Source organism: Mammaliicoccus sp. J-M41 (assembly GCF_022385935.1).
In the GTDB taxonomy this organism is placed as follows: Bacteria; Bacillota; Bacilli; order Staphylococcales; family Staphylococcaceae; genus Mammaliicoccus; species Mammaliicoccus sciuri_A.
Genome location: NZ_JAJNIR010000006.1, coordinates 14,747 through 32,843, shown reverse-complemented (window position 1 = coordinate 32,843; position 18,097 = coordinate 14,747). Strand labels below are relative to the sequence as shown.

15 protein-coding genes, 1 riboswitch and 1 other annotated feature are annotated in these 18,097 nt (G+C 34.7%); of the genes, 14 read left to right on the top strand and 1 reads right to left on the bottom strand.

Features of this window, described 5'->3' with window-relative positions; all coding sequences use genetic code 11:
* Positions 1-17 precede the first annotated feature (17 nt).
* On the top strand, positions 18-2,618 hold the full coding sequence (gene gyrA / locus LQ686_RS03740) for a DNA gyrase subunit A (RefSeq protein WP_025906238.1): 2,601 nt from the start codon (positions 18-20) through the stop codon (positions 2,616-2,618).
* A gap of 71 nt (positions 2,619-2,689) precedes the next feature.
* Here gyrA and LQ686_RS03735 read toward each other — a convergent pair whose 3' ends face one another.
* Positions 2,690-3,499, bottom strand: coding sequence for an NAD(P)H-hydrate dehydratase (locus LQ686_RS03735; RefSeq protein WP_025906240.1), 810 nt, complete (start codon positions 3,497-3,499; stop codon positions 2,690-2,692).
* A 222-nt stretch (positions 3,500-3,721) separates the two neighbouring features.
* On the opposite strand from LQ686_RS03735, the gene hutP reads away from it, so the two are divergent.
* The 13 genes from hutP (at position 3,722) to rplI (ending at position 18,094) form a co-directional block, all read left to right on the top strand.
* Positions 3,722-4,159, top strand: a complete 438-nt coding sequence (hutP, locus tag LQ686_RS03730) for a hut operon transcriptional regulator HutP (protein WP_025906241.1) — start codon at positions 3,722-3,724, stop codon at positions 4,157-4,159.
* A 94-nt stretch (positions 4,160-4,253) separates the two neighbouring features.
* Positions 4,254-5,738 carry a histidine ammonia-lyase gene (hutH, locus tag LQ686_RS03725; RefSeq protein ID WP_107572671.1) on the top strand — a complete coding sequence of 495 codons (1,485 nt, stop codon included), beginning with the start codon at positions 4,254-4,256 and terminating at the stop codon, positions 5,736-5,738.
* Between the two features lie 27 nt (positions 5,739-5,765).
* Complete coding sequence (locus LQ686_RS03720) at positions 5,766-7,076, top strand: YjiH family protein (RefSeq protein WP_239733171.1); 1,311 nt, start codon at positions 5,766-5,768, stop codon at positions 7,074-7,076.
* 17 nt (positions 7,077-7,093) lie between these two features.
* On the top strand, positions 7,094-8,761 hold the full coding sequence (gene hutU, locus LQ686_RS03715; RefSeq protein ID WP_107565154.1) for a urocanate hydratase: 1,668 nt from the start codon (positions 7,094-7,096) through the stop codon (positions 8,759-8,761).
* Entirely contained in the window at positions 8,754-9,995 is a 1,242-nt protein-coding gene (gene hutI, locus LQ686_RS03710; RefSeq protein ID WP_107565155.1) for an imidazolonepropionase, read from the top strand. Before hutU ends, hutI begins: the two co-directional genes overlap by 8 nt.
* 48 nt (positions 9,996-10,043) lie before the next feature.
* Positions 10,044-10,239: a binding site (T-box leader), on the top strand.
* A gap of 63 nt (positions 10,240-10,302) precedes the next feature.
* Positions 10,303-11,580: a serine--tRNA ligase gene (gene serS, locus LQ686_RS03705; protein WP_025906247.1), complete on the top strand. Its 1,278-nt coding sequence runs from the start codon at positions 10,303-10,305 to the stop codon at positions 11,578-11,580.
* 124 nt (positions 11,581-11,704) lie between these two features.
* Entirely contained in the window at positions 11,705-12,220 is a 516-nt protein-coding gene (locus LQ686_RS03700; protein ID WP_025906249.1) for a YceI family protein, read from the top strand.
* Between the two features lie 275 nt (positions 12,221-12,495).
* Positions 12,496-13,140 (top strand): AzlC family ABC transporter permease, encoded by a 645-nt coding sequence (locus LQ686_RS03695; protein WP_182461750.1) that lies wholly within the window; start codon positions 12,496-12,498, stop codon positions 13,138-13,140.
* Positions 13,137-13,463 (top strand): AzlD domain-containing protein, encoded by a 327-nt coding sequence (locus LQ686_RS03690; protein ID WP_239733170.1) that lies wholly within the window; start codon positions 13,137-13,139, stop codon positions 13,461-13,463. Before LQ686_RS03695 ends, LQ686_RS03690 begins: the two co-directional genes overlap by 4 nt.
* A 66-nt stretch (positions 13,464-13,529) precedes the next feature.
* A riboswitch (SAM riboswitch) is annotated at positions 13,530-13,631 on the top strand.
* A 70-nt stretch (positions 13,632-13,701) separates the two neighbouring features.
* On the top strand, positions 13,702-14,670 hold the full coding sequence (gene metX / locus LQ686_RS03685) for a homoserine O-acetyltransferase MetX (protein ID WP_199219729.1): 969 nt from the start codon (positions 13,702-13,704) through the stop codon (positions 14,668-14,670).
* A gap of 81 nt (positions 14,671-14,751) precedes the next feature.
* Positions 14,752-15,669, top strand: coding sequence for a DUF2232 domain-containing protein (locus LQ686_RS03680; RefSeq protein WP_233678303.1), 918 nt, complete (start codon positions 14,752-14,754; stop codon positions 15,667-15,669).
* 14 nt (positions 15,670-15,683) lie between these two features.
* Positions 15,684-17,648: a DHH family phosphoesterase gene (locus LQ686_RS03675; RefSeq protein ID WP_107565158.1), complete on the top strand. Its 1,965-nt coding sequence runs from the start codon at positions 15,684-15,686 to the stop codon at positions 17,646-17,648.
* On the top strand, positions 17,648-18,094 hold the full coding sequence (rplI, locus tag LQ686_RS03670; RefSeq protein WP_037589493.1) for a 50S ribosomal protein L9: 447 nt from the start codon (positions 17,648-17,650) through the stop codon (positions 18,092-18,094). Before LQ686_RS03675 ends, rplI begins: the two co-directional genes overlap by 1 nt.
* The last annotated feature ends 3 nt before the right edge of the window (positions 18,095-18,097 follow it).

Genomic DNA, 18,097 nt, shown 5'->3' with positions numbered 1-18,097 from the left:
TAAGGAGGATATGATTAATGGCTGAAATACCACAATCAAGAGTTAGTGAACGTAACATCAGTAAAGAAATGAAAGAATCATTCTTAGACTATGCAATGAGTGTAATTGTATCTCGTGCATTACCCGATGTTAGAGACGGTTTAAAACCAGTTCATAGACGTATTTTATATGGTATGAATGATCAAGGTATGACTTCAGACAAACCTTACAAGAAGTCTGCACGTATTGTTGGTGACGTAATGGGTAAATATCACCCACACGGTGACTCATCTATTTATGAAGCAATGGTACGTATGGCACAAGACTTTAGTTATAGATATCCATTAGTAGATGGCCAAGGGAACTTTGGTTCTATGGATGGTGATGGTGCTGCTGCAATGCGTTATACAGAAGCACGTATGGCTAAAATTACAAGTGAATTATTAAGAGATATCAATAAAGATACAATTGATTTTCAAGACAACTATGATGGTAACGAAAGAGAGCCGGTAGTCTTACCTGCAAGATTCCCTAATTTATTGGTGAATGGTACATCAGGTATCGCAGTTGGTATGGCAACAAATATTCCACCTCATAACTTAAATGAAGTTATAGACGGCGTATTAGCGCTTAGTCATAACCCAGAAATTACGACAAATGAGTTAATGGATATCGTTCATGGTCCTGACTTCCCAACAGCTGGTTTAATTATGGGTAGAAGTGGCATTAGACGTGCATACGAAACTGGTCGTGGATCAATCTTAATGAGAGCACGTTCTGAAATCGAAGTTATGAAAAATGGTAAAGAACGTATCGTCATTTCTGAAATACCTTACCAAGTTAATAAAGCAAGATTAATCGAGAAAATTGCTGAATTAGCACGCGATAAGAAAATTGAAGGTATTACAGACTTAAGAGATGAAACAAGCTTAAAAGTCGGTGTACGTATAGTTATAGAAGTTAGAAAAGATGCGAATGCTAATGTTATTCTTAACAATCTATACAAACAAACACCATTACAAACATCATTTGGTGTGAATATGATTGCATTAGTCGATGGTAAACCTAAATTATTAGGCTTACGTGCAGTTCTATATCATTATTTAGAACACCAAAAAGATGTCGTAACAAGACGTACGAAATATAACTTGAAAAAAGCTCAAGATAGAGCGCATATTCTAGAAGGTTTAAGAATCGCATTAGATCATATCGATGAAATCATTACATTAATTCGTGAATCACAAAGTGACTCAGAAGCGATGGAAGGTTTACAAAATCGTTTCAACCTTTCTGAAAGACAAGCGCAAGCGATTTTAGATATGCGTTTACGTCGTTTAACTGGTTTAGAACGCGACAAAATCGAAAAAGAATATCAAGATTTACTTAAACTTATTGAAGAATTAAAAGAGATTTTACGTGATGAAGAAAAATTACTAGAAATCATTCGAGAAGAAATTACTGAAATAAGAGATAAATATGGTGATGAGCGTCGTACAGAAATTACGGCAGCAGGTCTTGATCAAATTGAAGATGAAGACTTAATCCCAGAAGAACAAATCGTTATTTCATTAAGTCATAACAACTATATTAAACGATTACCAGTATCTACATATCGTTCACAAAATAGAGGTGGACGTGGTGTACAAGGTATGAATACGATAGAAGATGACTTTGTTAGCCAACTCGTAACATTAAGTACACATGATAACGTCTTATTCTTTACGAATAAAGGTCGTGTCTACAAACTTAAAGGTTACGAAATTCCTGAAATGTCTAGACAATCTAAAGGCTTACCAATCGTTAATGCATTAGAAATCGAAAAAGATGAAATGATTAGTACGATGATAGCTGTTAAAGACTTATCAAGTGAAGAAGATTACTTAGTCTTTGCTACTAAACATGGTACAGTTAAACGTTCTAAATTATCTAATTTCTCACGTATTAACAAAAATGGTAAAATCGCGATCAACTTTAAAGAAGGCGACGAGCTTATTGCGGTTAGACTGACAGATGGTACGAAAGAAATCATTATTGGTACGAAACATGCATCATTAATACGCTTTGATGAATCTAAATTACGCCCATTAGGAAGAACAGCAGCGGGTGTGAAAGGTATTACATTAAGAGAAGATGATGAAGTTATCGGATTAGATGTTACAGATGAAGATCAACAAGATGAAATACTTATCGTAACTGAAAAAGGTTATGGTAAACGTACGTCAGCTGATCAATATCGTATCTCTAATAGAGGTGGTAAAGGTATTAAGACTGCCACTCTAACTGAGAAGAATGGTAACCTTGTTTGTATCACAACAGTCAACGGTGACGAAGACTTAATGATTGTTACAAATTCAGGTGTCATCATTAGATTACACGTAGCAGATATCTCTCAAAATGGTAGAAGTGCTCAAGGTGTAAGATTAATCCGTTTAGGTGATAATCAACATGTTGCAACAGTAGCTAAAGTTGAGCCAGACGAAGATGAAATTGCAGAATCACCTGTTGAAGGAGTGTTAGAAGAAACAACAGAAACTGAAGCTGTTGAAACTGACGCACAAGAAGGTAAAGAAGATTTAAGAGAAGACTTCATGGAACGTGTAAATGAAGACATCGAAGAACAAGATAACGACGAAGAATAATATATAAAGAAGCATATCACAAGCTTACTGATGAGCATCAGTAGCGTGATATGCTTTTTTATTTTGAATATTTAAGCTTCGAATGATTTCATAGCATATGGAATTTCATCTATAAGTTTTGATGGTGGTACGATATACATATCTTTAGAAAGCTTTTCACCAATATAACTGTGAATATACGTTGCGTTAATAACCGCTTCTTCTAAATCAAATTGTCCAACGAAACTTGTGATCATTCCTGCTAACGTATCTCCCATTCCACCTGTTGCCATAGCAGGTGTACCAATAGATAATTTATATTCATGATCTTTAAAGAATAATTCAGTACCATGTTTTTTCAATACGACTGTTGCATTTAACGCATCAACCGCTTCTTTATTGTTTTCATATGTTTGTTCTTCAATCGGGATATTACTCAGTCTTTCCCATTCTTTTTGGTGAGGCGTAAAGATAATCTCACATTCAGGTAAAGTATGCTTTAACTTACTTAAAATCGTAATAGCATCTCCATCAATAATTAATGTTTGGTGTGGCTGAATATTTTGGAATAGAAATGTTAATGTGTTATTCCCTTTAAAATCTAAACCGAGACCTGGACCTATTAAAATACAATCCGATTGCTCAATTAATTTAGAAAGCTTTTTTAAATCCGTGATATCTGAAACCATTGCTTCAGGACATCTTGAATGCAATGCAGCAAAATTGGATGAATGTGTAGAAACAGTTATAAGTCCACTACCACTAAATACACATGCCCTCGCTGCTAAAATAATTGCGCCACCTAAATTAGCGTTACCTCCGATTAATAATATCCTACCATAATCCCCTTTATGAGATTCTTGTTCTCTTTTTGGAATTGTGACAGATGAAATAGTCTTCATATTAACCCACCTTCAAATAATTGTACGATTTATTATGCCACTTAAAGTTGAAATTGAACAGAGAATTTTCCAAAACGTAACAAATAAATTACTTTAACAGGCTAATATATTAATCAATCACTGAGTTATGGATGTGCTAAAAAGTATTGTCAGAAAATTTCTGAAAGCGTATACTTAATATAAATATAGACATTAGTTATTAGATGAGATAGGAGCTTTCACATGACTGAACAAATATCAATTGGGAAGTACGCTACGTTATTAACGATCACAGATGAGCAAACGGCAAAGCAATTAATGCCTCAATGTCATGATATGCAATTTATTGTAGGCAAAATTGGCACAATGTCATTAAATAAAATCATTGCATCTGTTGAAACAGCGGCTAGAAGACAAGGGATTATTTCGGAAAGTCAGTATAGAGAAACACACGCGTTATACCATGCGATTTTAGAAGCGGTGAATGGTATTACAAGAGGTGAATTATCTATTGGTGAAATTATGCGAACGGTTGGCTTAAAGTTTTCAATAGTTAGAGGTTATCCTTACCGAGATAAAGCAGAAGGTGAATGGATAGCTGTGAGTTTGTACGGTACAATCGGAGCGCCTATAAAAGGTAAAGAACATGAAACAATTGGGTTAGGTATCAATCATATATAAGACATAGAAACACCTACTAGATACTAGATATAAGAAAGGTGCAACAAATTTTGATTTGTTGTATTTTTTTGTGTCCTAAAAAGGAGTGTTTTCAGTGAACTTAGTATTGAATGGTAAAGATTTAACAATTCAAGACATTAAACAATTTTTGAAAGAAGGTGGTCAAATATCCATTTCAGAAGAAGCATTAGTTAATGTCAGAAAAAGTCGTGAAACAGTAGAAAAAATCATTAAAAATAAAGAAACGATTTATGGTATTACGACTGGTTTCGGATTATTTAGTGATGTATTAATAGAAAAAGAAAAATACAACGATTTACAAGTCAATTTAATACGTTCTCATTCATGTGGTACGGGTAAACCTTTTCCAGATAATGTGTCATTAATCATGATGGTCTTAAGGTTAAATACAATGTTAAAAGGCCATTCAGGTGTTACAGAAAAACTTGTTTCGTTATTAGTAGAATTTATTAATAGAAGAATCATTCCTGTCATACCTGAGCAAGGATCGTTAGGTGCTTCAGGAGATTTAGCACCATTATCTCACTTAGCTTTAGCGTTAATTGGTGAAGGAGACGTCCATTATAAAGGTGAAACTAGAAATGCGAAAGAAGTCTTACACGAAGTAGGATTGGAACCACATTCGTTACAAGCGAAAGAAGGATTAGCCCTTATAAACGGTACACAAGCGATGACATCTCAAGGTGTGATTGCATATATTGAAGCTGAAAATATTGCATATCATGCAGAATGGATTGCTGCATTAACACATCAAGCATTAAACGGTATCGTAGATGCATATGATGAACATGTGCATATCGTCAGAAACTTTAATGAACAAGTTGAAGTAGCAGAGCGTATGAGAAATTGGTTAGAAGGTTCTAAATTAACAACTAGACAAGGTGAAGTACGCGTACAAGATGCATATACATTGAGATGTATACCGCAAATACACGGCGCAAGCTTCCAAGTATTAAATTATGTAAAAGAAAAATTAGAATTAGAAATGAACGCAGCAAATGATAATCCATTAATATTTGATAACGATGATGAAACACTCGTAATCTCAGGTGGTAACTTCCATGGACAACCAATAGCATTTGCCGTAGATTTCTTGAAAATTGGTGTCGCTGAGTTAGCGAATGTATCAGAAAGAAGACTTGAAAGATTAGTTAATCCACAACTCAATGGCGGATTACCAGCATTCTTAAGTCCTGAGCCAGGCTTACAAAGTGGTGCAATGATCATGCAATACGCAGCAGCATCACTCGTATCAGAGAATAAGACATTAGCACATCCAGCAAGTGTGGATTCAATCCCATCATCTGCAAACCAAGAAGACCATGTATCAATGGGAACAATAGGCGCAAGACATGCGTATCAAATTATACAGAACGTACGAAGAGTTATATCTATAGAATGTATTATCGCGCTGCAAGCAGTAGAAATTAAAGGTGTAGACAAACTATCACCGAAGACAAAAGCAAAATACGAAGAACTAAGATCAATCGTACCTTCAATCACACAAGATAGAGTATTCCATCATGATATAGAGAAAGTTTGTGAATATTTAAGATAGTTATTATACAAACAAAGGGGTGTTGTGATGAGAAATCAGCATCAAAACAACAAAGGTAAGGATATGTGGAGATTTTATGTATTTAGTCTGTTAGGTATTGTATTGTTCTTTGTACCTATAACGATTGGTAAAAATAATACGATACTAGTAGATCACATACATTTGGGCATACGTTCATTATTAGGTGAATACACTGCTTATTACGCACTAATCATTATATTGATTGGCGCAATATTACCTGTCATAAGAATGGATTTTAAAAAGTCAGTTACAGATTTAATTTTAGTATTAGTCAAAATTATCGGCGCAATTATTGGGTGTATGTATGTCTTTAAAATTGGTCCGAAACTATTATTTGAGCCTAACTACGGTCCGTTCTTATTTGAAAAGTTAATGTTACCACTCAGTATATTGATTCCAGTAGGTGCTATTGCATTATCATTTTTAGTTGGTTATGGGCTCTTAGAATTTATTGGTGTCTTTATGCAACCTGTTATGAGACCGATATTTAAGACGCCTGGTAAGTCTGCTGTTGACGCAGTAGCTTCATTTGTAGGGAGTTATTCATTAGGATTACTGATTACAAATAGAGTTTATAAAGATGATATGTATAACAAGAAAGAAGCGGTCATAATTGCGACTGGGTTTTCTACAGTATCAGCAACATTTATGGTTATTGTCGCAAGAACACTAGATTTAATGGATATGTGGAATTTGTTCTTCTGGTCGGCGTTAGTGATCACATTTGCAGTGACTGCAATTTCTGCACATCTACCGCCGATTTCAAGTGAATCGGAAGCTTATTATCAGAACCAAGAAGGTCAAAAAGAAGTAAAAGTGCAAGGCAATTATTTAAAAACAGCTTATGAAGAAGCAAAGAGACAATCACACCAATCATTATCATTATTTAAAAATATCATGACCAACTTAAAAGACGGTATAGAGATGACGATGGCGATACAACCTTCTATTCTTTCAATCGGATTTCTAGGTTTGGTATTAGCTAATTTCACACCTATTATTGATTGGTTAAGTTATATATTTTATCCATTTATCTATATTTTTCCGATAGATGATAAAGCATTGTTAGCGAAAGCTTCAACAATTTCAATTATAGAAATGTTCTTACCTTCACTTCTAGTTGTTAAAGCATCAATTGAAGTGAAGTTCGTTACAGCAATTACGAGTATCTCAGCAATTATATTCTTCTCTGCTTTGGTACCTTGTATTTTAGCAACAGATATCAAAATTCCAATATGGAAGTTAGTAGTGATTTGGTTTATCCGTGTCGCACTTACTTTATTAATTGCGATACCGTTTAGTTTATTAATTTTTTAGTAAAGGGGAAATGAAATATGTCTAGAGCGATTAAAGCGAAAAAAGGTTTGGAAATTGAGTGTAAAGGTTGGGAGCAAGAAGCGGTTCTAAGAATGTTATACAACAACCTTGATCCTGAGGTTGCGGAACATCCTGAGAAGTTAGTTGTATATGGTGGTATTGGTAAAGCAGCGCGTAACTGGGAAAGTTTCGACGCGATAGTTGAAACGTTAAGAAGATTAGAAAATGATGAAACGATGCTTGTTCAATCTGGTAAGCCAGTTGCTGTTTTCAAAACACATGAAGAAGCACCGCGTGTATTATTATCAAACTCTGTATTAGTACCTAAATGGGCTAACTGGGAACATTTCCATGAATTAGATAAAAAAGGGCTTATGATGTACGGTCAAATGACTGCTGGTAGCTGGATCTATATTGGTTCTCAAGGTATTGTTCAAGGTACTTACGAAACATTTGCTGAATGTGCGAACCAGCATTTTGGAGGATCATTAGAAGGTACGATTACGTTAACAGCTGGATTAGGCGGTATGGGTGGTGCGCAACCATTAGCTGTAACGATGAATGGTGGGGTCGCTATCTGTGTAGACGTCGATCCGTCTAGAATTGAAAAACGTATCGAAACAAGATATTGTGATGTTATGACAGATTCATTAGATGAAGCTTTAGAAAAAGCAGAAGAAGCTAAAAAAGCGGGTAAACCTTTATCAATTGGTTTAGTAGGTAATGCTGCTGAAATTCATCATGAAATCTTAAATAGAGGATTTAAAATTGATATTGTGACTGACCAAACTTCTGCACATGATCCATTAAACGGTTATGTGCCTGAAGGATATTCACTTGAAGAAGCGGATAAACTTCGTGAAAGTGACCCTAAAAAATACGTAGAATTGTCTTCAGCATCTATGAAAAAACATGTAGAAGCAATGTTATTATTCCAAAAAAATGGTGCTGTTGCATTTGACTATGGTAATAATATTAGACAAGTAGCATTTGATGAAGGTTTAGAAAATGCATTTGATTTCCCAGGATTCGTACCTGCATATATCCGTCCATTATTCTGTGAAGGTAAAGGACCATTTAGATTTGCTGCTTTAAGTGGTGACCCTAAAGATATTGAAAGAGCAGACGAATTAATGCGCGAACTCTTCCCTGAAGATGAAAAATTAATGCGCTGGTTAGATATGGCAAGTGAAAAAATTGCTTTCCAAGGCTTACCTTCAAGAATTGCATGGCTTGGATATGGCGAACGTGCAAAAATGGGATTAGCATTAAATGAACTTGTAAGAAAAGGTGAAATTTCAGCACCAATCGTTATTGGACGTGACCACTTAGATTCAGGTTCAGTAGCATCACCAAACAGAGAAACAGAATCAATGAAAGATGGATCAGATGCTGTAGGTGACTGGGCAATCTTAAATGCACTTGTAAACACAGCTGCTGGTGGTTCTTGGATTTCAGTTCACCATGGTGGCGGTGTAGGTATGGGTTACTCATTACACGCTGGTATGGTCGTAGTAGCAGACGGTAGTGAACGTGCTGAGAGAAGACTAGGCAGAGTATTAACAACTGACCCAGGTATGGGTGTAGTAAGACATGCTGATGCAGGGTATGACATTGCAATTGATACTGCAAAAGAAAGAAACGTAGATATTCCAATGTTAAAGGAGAAAGATAACCATGAATGATATCATCATCCAAAATATAGGTGGATTAATTTTGCCGAAGAAGACTGACGGACCTCTTAAAGGAAGAGCATTAAATGAATTAAATATTATCAAGAATGGCACAGTTGTCGTAAATGAAGGTAAAGTCGTTTATGCAGGTGAACATACTGAAGAATTTGAAGCTAAAGAAGTCATTGATGCCACTCATAAAGTCGTATCACCAGGTTTAGTAGATGCACATACACACTTAGTATTTGGCGGGTCTAGAGAACATGAAATGGCACTTAAACAACAAGGGGTAAGTTATCTTGATATCTTGAAACAAGGTGGCGGAATTTTAAGTACGGTTGAAGCTACTCGTGAATCAAGTGAAGAAACACTATACGAAAAATCTAAAAAAGAAATTATTAGAATGATTCAATTCGGTACGACAACTGTAGAAGCTAAAAGTGGTTATGGTTTAGATAAAGCAACTGAATTAAAACAATTAAATGTGGCACACCAATTAGCGCAAGATTTACCGATTCGAATGAAACATACATTTTTAGGACCACACGCAGTGCCTAAAGATGCGAAAGACAATGCAACATTCTTACAAGAAATGATTGATTTATTAGACGATGTGAAAGATAAAGCTGACTTCGCGGATATCTTCTGTGAAACAGGTGTATTCACAATTGAAGAATCAAGACGTTATATGCAAGCGGCAAAAGATAAAGGTTTAAAAGTTAAAATTCATGCTGATGAAATCGATCCACTTGGTGGACTAGGATTAGCGATAGATGAGGGTGCAATATCTGCAGACCATCTCGTAGCTTCTAGTGAAGAAGATAAGGCAGCGTTAAAAGACAGTGACACTGTAGCCGTACTATTGCCAGGCACAACATTCTATTTAGGTAAAGATCAATATGCAGATGCAAGAGGTATGATTGATCATAACGGTGCAGTAGCAATTGCGACTGACTTCAATCCAGGTAGCTGTGTGACGGACAACCTTCAACTTGTAATGAGCATTGCGGCATTAAAGCTTAAACTGACGCCTAATGAAATTTGGAATGCTGTCACTGTTAATGCAGCTAAAGCAATTGATGCAGAAGCAGGTACACTTGAAGTTGGCGATCAAGCTGATGTAGTCGTATGGGATATTCCAAACCATGAATATTTACCATATCATTACGGTGTAAACCATGCTGAAACAGTGATCATTAACGGTAAAAAAGTCTATGAAAATACAGGTCTTTTGACTGAATCATAAGTATAGCTTGAAAATATGATATCAATTTGATATATTTATGTTAATTTAATAACTATATTGTTTAGGAATAAGTAATTTAAGCGTACATGTATAGAGAGCTTGTGGTTGGTGCAAACAAGTCATGAAACTTAAACGAATCTATCCTTTTAAGAAGAACAATCGGTAGAAACCGTTATATGACTTAGAGTGCAGTTTTTAATAACTGTTAAATAGGGTGGCAACGCGTAAGCACCACGTCCCTTGTGTAACAACGAGGAACGTGGTGCTTTTTTCTTAAACAATTATAGTATAAGAGGGAGGAAATATTATGTTAGACATTAGATTAATTAGGTCTGAACCGGAATTTGTTAAAGATAAAGTAGCCAAAAGAGGTGACGATCCAAAGGTCATCGATGAAATTTTAGAATTAGACAAAAAGCGCCGTGAACTCATCGCTCAAACAGAAGAACTTAAATCACGACGTAATAAAGTAAGCGGGGAAATTGCGCAGAAGAAACGCAATAAAGAAAATGCAGACGATGTTATTTTAGAAATGCGTCAAGTTGGCGATCAAATTAAAGAAATCGATCAAAATTTAAATCAATTAAATGAAGATGTTACGTACAGATTAGTAAGAATTCCTAATTTAATTAGTGATGAAACACCAGTTGGTAAAGATGAAGATGATAATGTAGAAGTACGTAAATGGGGTACACCACGTCAATTTGATTTTGAATCTAAAGCGCATTGGGACTTAGTTGAAAGTCTTAAAATGGCAGACTTTGAAAGAGCTGCTAAAGTATCAGGTGCACGCTTCGTATTCTTAACAGGTCAAGGAGCACAACTTGAAAGAGCACTTATGAACTTCATGGTAACGATGCATACAACGCAACATGGTTATACTGAAATGATGGTACCTCAACTTGTAAACGCAGATTCTATGTTTGGTACAAGCCAATTACCTAAATTTGAAGAAGATTTATTCAAAGTAGAAAAAGAAGGCTTATATACAATTCCAACAGCTGAAGTACCTTTAACAAACTTCTATCGTGATGAAGTGTTACAAGATGAACAATTCCCAATTAAATTTACAGGGCAATCTGCATGTTTCAGAAGTGAAGCTGGATCAGCAGGTAGAGATACAAGAGGTTTAATTAGATTACACCAATTTAACAAAGTTGAAATGGTGAGATATGAAAGACCTGAAGATTCATTTAAAGCACTAGAAGAGTTAACTCAACACGCTGAAAATATTTTACAAGCTTTAGAATTACCATACAGAACTGTGAACTTATGTACTGGAGATATTGGATTTGGAAGCTCTAAAACATATGATATAGAAGTATGGCTACCAAGTTACAACGATTATAAAGAAATCAGTTCATGTTCAAATATGACAGATTTCCAAGCACGTAGAGCAAATATTAGATTTAAACGAAACAAAGATGCGAAACCAGAATACGTACACACACTAAACGGAAGTGGTTTAGCAGTAGGTCGTACATTTGCTGCAATCGTTGAAAACTACCAAAATGAAGACGGTACAATCACTGTACCTGAAGTATTAGTACCATTTATGGGCGGCTTAAAAACAATCAAATTATAAATGAGTTAAATCTCTCAAAAAGGGTAATCATATATTGGTTACTCTTTTTTTGATTTAATGCTTGAATATACTTTTTATATTTGATATACTAAGTATACAAAATAAATAAAGGGAGTTTTGACACATGACAAATTTCAATTTCGACAAAGCACACAGTAGTTTAGAATTTACAGTAAAACATTTAATGGTATCTCGCGTTAAAGGTACTTTTGAAGATTATAACGTAGAAGTATCAGGAGATATCAATGACCTTTCTACATTAAAAGCAACAGTTACAATAAAAGCAGATTCAATCAACACTAAAAACGCTGACCGTGACGCTCACTTAAAATCAGCTGACTTCTTTAGTGCAGATGAAAACCCAAATATTACATTTGAAACAAAATCAATCAGTGAAGATTCAATTACAGGTGATTTAACAATCGCTGGTGTAACACACGAAGAAACATTCGACGTTGATTTCAACGGCGTAAGTAAAAACCCATTAAACGGTGAAACAGTAACAGGTTTCGCAGTAACTGGTAAAATCGACCGTGAAAAATACGGCGTATCATTTAACCAAGCATTAGAAACTGGTGGCGTAATGATCGGTAGAGATGTTAAATTCGAAGCAAGTGCAGAATTCGGTTTAAGTGAATAATTCATATAGATAATCAAACAGTAGAAATTCATTCAATTGAATTTCTGCTGTTTTTTATTTAATTATTTTCCGAATATTTAATCAAGTGTTATTGATAAAGTAATATAGGTATGATAAAACTAATACATATTAAATTTCTTTATAGGTAAGTAAGACTGAGGTTAGACAAACGTTAGACTTACCTGTAACTGTAGTTTGGAGGCAACGTTGTGACAAGTACGAGTATTACGAATAAAGGTTTGTTTCTTCAAGGTGTGAAAGACTGTATACCTACTATGCTTGGGTACTTTAGTGTTGCATTAGCTTTTGGTATTGTCGGTATTTCATCTGATTTATCTATTTTAGAAATTGCATTGTTGTCTATTTTTGTCTATGCGGGTGCTGCTCAATTTATTATATGTGCGTTAGTTGCCATTCACTCCCCTATTTCAGCAATTCTATTGACGGTATTTTTTGTTAACTCAAGAATGTTTCTTCAAAGTTTGGCTTTAGTACCAGCATTTAAAGGTAATGGTTTCTGGTCGAATGTAGGAATAGGTACACTTGTAACGGATGAGTCATTTGGTGTTGCGATTACGAAATATGCGAAAGAGAAATCGCTCAATGCGACTTGGATGCATGGTTTAAATATTTCAGCTTATTTATTATGGATTGTGACATCTATTATTGGCGGTTTAGTCGGAAACTTAATACCTAAACCTGAAATGTTTGGTCTCGATTATGCTTTAACAGCGATGTTTATATTTTTATTGATTGCTCAGTTTGAAACGATACATAAAAGCAAAGTCTTAGTATATCTTTATTTAATTTTATTAACGATTGTATGCATGCTTATTCTGACATTATTTATGCCAACTTATTTATCTATTATTGTGTCGACAATTATTGCTTCTATCGTAGGGGTGGTGTTTGATAAATGAGTATATCGATGTATTTAATTTTAATTACGTTAAGTTGTTTTATTTTAACTTGGATTATCCGTGTTTCTCCATTTGTATTGTTATCAAAAGCGGATTTACCTGAAAGTATGATCAAGTGGTTACAATATGTGCCGGTATGTCTCTTTACGGCATTTATATTAGAAGGCATGTTAAATCAAGAAGGCAATGCTGGATTTACGCTTAATTTTGAGAGCATTATTGTCGCGATACCAACGATTCTAATAGCGCTCATATTTAGAAGTTTAACGATTACAGTTATAGCCGGTATGTTTATTATGGCAATTGTGAGATTAGTCTTTTAATTTCATTCGTTAACTTATTGAAAGAATTGCTCATTTCTAGTATTCTTAATATAAATTACATAGCAAAGCTTATTCAGAGAAGTTGAGGGAATTGGCCCGACGACACTTCAGCAACCGGTCATAACAGATACGGTGCTACTACCAACGAGTATACTCGCATAATAAGGATGATGAGGACTTCTTACTTCTTTGACGAGTAAGAAGTCTTTCAATTTAAATAAGAGGGGGTTTTAATGTGATTATTTCTCGAGAAACAGGCATAGTAGATCTTGGACATTTTGAAACAGAATCTGGTGAAGTGATTGATAACTTAAAACTTCAATATGAGTATGTGGGTTATAAAGGCCAGCCACTCGTTGTAGTTTGTCATGCGTTAACTGGCAACCATTTAACATATGGTGATGATGAGCATGCAGGTTGGTGGCGTGAAATTATAGATGGCGGTTACCTTTCAATTAATGATTATCAATTTATAACATTTAATGTAATTGGCAGTCCTTATGGATCCAGTTCAAGATTAAATACACCAAATTTCCCGGAACATTTGACGATGAGAGATGTTGCGAGAGCAAACATATTAGGATTGAAACAATTTGGTTACGAAAAAATAGATGTATTAATTGGTGGCTCTTTAGGTGGAATGCAAACGTTAGAAATGCTTTATGACGGTTCGTTTGAAGTGAAAAAAGCAGTCATATTAGCTGCGACAGAGAAGACTTCATCATATAGTAGAGCATTTAATGAAATTGCTAGACAAGTTATTCATATGAACGGACAAGACGGTTTAAGCATCGCAAGACAACTTGGCTTTTTAACGTATCGTTCAAGTAAAGATTACGAATCAAGATTCTCTGCAGATGATGTTGTAAGCTACCAAAAATATCAAGGCAATAAATTTAAAGAAGCATTCGATAAAGACTGCTATTTAACATTGTTAGATGTATTAGACAGTCATGACATATCTAGAGGGCGAGATGATGTTGAAGAACGTCTACGTCAATTAGAAACGAAAGTATTAACGTTAGGATTTGCGGATGATTTATTATATCCAGATGACCAAGTGAGAGCTTTAGGCCGATTCTTTAAGTATCATAGACATTTCTATGTTCAAGACAACGTTGGTCATGATGGATTTTTATTGAATTTTGGAGATTGGGCGCCGAACGTTTATCATTTCTTAAAATTATATAAATTTAAAGCACGCTGATATCAACTTAAAAGTCACCTATATTGTTTTAAAGGATAAAAATCTGTAAAATAGAGAAAGATGTTTAATTTAGATTGGGAAGTGAAAAATTTGTCTTTTAAAGTCGATATAAAAGCGACAATCATAGCAACACTTGTACTAGTTCTAAGTGCCGCTATAATAAACTTTGTACCATTATTAGCAATATTGATCATACCATTTATTACGATACCAGGAACGATTCTTTGGTATCGCTCTAAACCGTCCTTTTTTGTGACGGTTGTCATAACTTTATGTGCAACTGTTCTATTTAATCATGTATTCTTATTAACTGCCATGACACTTGTTATTTTTATGAGTGTATTTATTGGGCAGTTACTTATTGAGCATACATCTAAAGAACGTATGTTGTACTTAGTGACAACATTTATGAGTATTTTGACGATAGGTAGTGTGTTAATTTTACAAATTACGGGAAACTTACCTTTAACAAGCAAGTTCTTTAGCCAGTACCATGATGTATTACTGTCATATTTCCAAATGGGTGGCAATATAACAACTGAAATCGAAGAATCATTACAAGTTTCATTAGAAATATTACAAGCGAGCATTCCTGGGTATATAGTATTATGGGTATTCTTATTAGTGCTTGTGAATTTAGTTGTGACGTTTCCGATTTTAAGAAAATTCAAAGTCGCAACACCAGTGTTCAGACCATTATTTATGTGGCAAATCAATAGAAGTGTAGCATTTGTTTTTGTGATCACAGTACTTGTGAGTTTGTTTGTCACGCAAGACAATGTCGTCGCGTATGGCATAGTCACTAACTTACAATTTGTGTTAGAATGGGTTATATTTATACAAGCATTATCGTTGTTCCATTTATTTGTAAAAGTTAAAAAATTACCAATTATAGTAGGTGTCATCATCTTTGTAATGGCATTTATATTTAAACCGTTTGCGTACTTATTCGGATTAATGGACATTTGGTTTAACTTGAAACAACGTATAAAAAAGTAAATTGAGGTGAGTTTATGAACCGTCAATCTGTTAAAAAAGCCCTAATATTTCCGTACATTATTATGATGATATTAGCTTTGGTGCTAGTCGTATTCAGTTTTTTTAATTCAATTTTTTGGGCGATTATTTCGACGGTTGCTACGATAATTCTAATTGCAGTAAGCATATTTTTTGTTAGACAGAGCTTTTTGAAATTAGATTTATATATTGGGAGTTTAGCCGGTAGAATTACGAAAAGTAAAACAAGTGCAGTCAGTGACTTACCAATAGGTGTCATATTATTAGACAAAAATAATCATATCGAATGGATTAATAATTTTGTTAATAAACGATTAGAACGAGACGTTTTAGACGAACCAATTAACGAAGTATTTCCAAATATCTTAAAAAGATTAGAAAATACTTCAGAAGTAGAGATTGAAGAAGGATCATACAAATATAAAGTCACTTATACTGAAGATGAACAGTCTATTTATCTGTTTGATATTACTGAATCTTCCCGTGTATATGAATTATATGAGAATGAAAAACCAATCATAGCAACTATTTTCTTAGATAACTTTGATGAAATTACGCAGAATATGAATGACTCTCAACGTTCAGAAATCAATAGTCTGATTACAAGCGTTATAGATGACTGGTCATCACGTTATCAATTGTTTATTAAACGTTATAGTGCTGATCAATTTATCGCGTTATTAAACAAGAGTATATTAGAAGATATCGAAACGTTGAAGTTCAACTTATTAGATGATTTAAGAGATAAGACAAGAGACATCGGTCACCAATTAACACTAAGTATCGGTATTGGTGAAGGTAGTGAGAACTTAATTGAGCTAGGTGAACTTTCACAATCGAGTTTAGACTTAGCACTCGGCCGTGGTGGTGACCAAGTAGCCATTAAAAATAGTAATGGTAACGTGAGATTCTACGGCGGTAAGACTGACCCGATGGAAAAAAGAACGAGAGTACGTGCGCGTGTGATATCTCATGCGTTACGAGATATCTTAATTGAAGGTGACAAAGTGATCATTATGGGTCATAAATCACCAGATATGGACGCAATCGGTGCAGCAATCGGTGTATCACGCATTGCGAAGATGAACAATCTTGAATCATATATTGTATTAAACGATTCGGATATTGATAGTACATTAGAACGTGTGATGGCTGAAATAGACGAGAAGCCTGATTTGAAAGAAAGATTTATTACATCAGAAGAAGCTTGGCATGAAATGACACCACGTACAACACTCGTTGTCGTGGATACACATAAACCTGAACTTGTAATTGATGAGAACTTGCTTAATAAAGCAAACAGAAAAGTCGTTATTGACCATCATCGTCGAGGCGAAAGTATTATCTCAAGTCCATTACTTGTGTATATGGAGCCTTATGCAAGTTCGACAGCTGAGCTTGTTACAGAGTTGTTAGAATACCAACCAACAGAACATCGTTTAACGAGAATCGAATCAACGATTATGTTAGCCGGTATTATTGTGGATACACGTAACTTTACATTAAGAACAGGATCAAGAACATTTGATGCTGCGAGCTTTTTAAGAAGTCATGGTGCAGATACGATTCTTTGTCAGCATTTCTTAAAAGATGATATCGATACGTATATTAAACGTTCAGACTTAATTAAGACAGTTAAATTATTCCGCGGAGGTGTCGCAATTGCACATGGTGAAGATCATGAAACATATCACCCCGTTACAGTTGCACAAGCAGCAGATGAGTTGCTTGGCTTAGAAGGTGTAGAAGCATCTTATGTAGTAGCACGAAGATCAGAAGATACAATTGGAATTTCTGCCCGTTCGTTAGGAGAAGTAAACGTACAATTAACGATGGAAGCACTCGGTGGAGGCGGCCACTTATCCAATGCTGCAACACAAATTAAAAATACAACAGTAGAAAAAGCAATCGAAGCATTAGTTGAGGTTGTTGAATCAGATGATAAAGGAGTGGAAGAATAATGAAAGTTATTTTCACACAAGATGTTAAAGGTAAAGGTAAAAAAGGTGAAGTGAAAGACGTACCAGTAGGATATGGTCAAAACTATTTAATCAAAAATAATTATGCTGTAGAAGCAACACCTGGAAACCTCAAACAATTAGAACAACAAAACAAACGTCAAGAAGAATTAAAACAACAAGAAATAGAAGATGCTAAAGCACTTGCGGAAAAACTTAAAGAATTAGAAGTTAAAATTCCAGCTAAAACAGGTGAAGGCGGTAAATTATTCGGATCAGTAAGTACGAAACAAATTACGCAAGCATTAGATAAACAACACAAAATCAAAGTTGATAAACGTAAAATGGACTTACCAAATGGTATTCACAGTTTAGGTTATACAAATGTACCAATTAAACTACACAACAAAGTTTCTGGTACATTAAAAGTACATGTTGTTGAAGAATAAAGG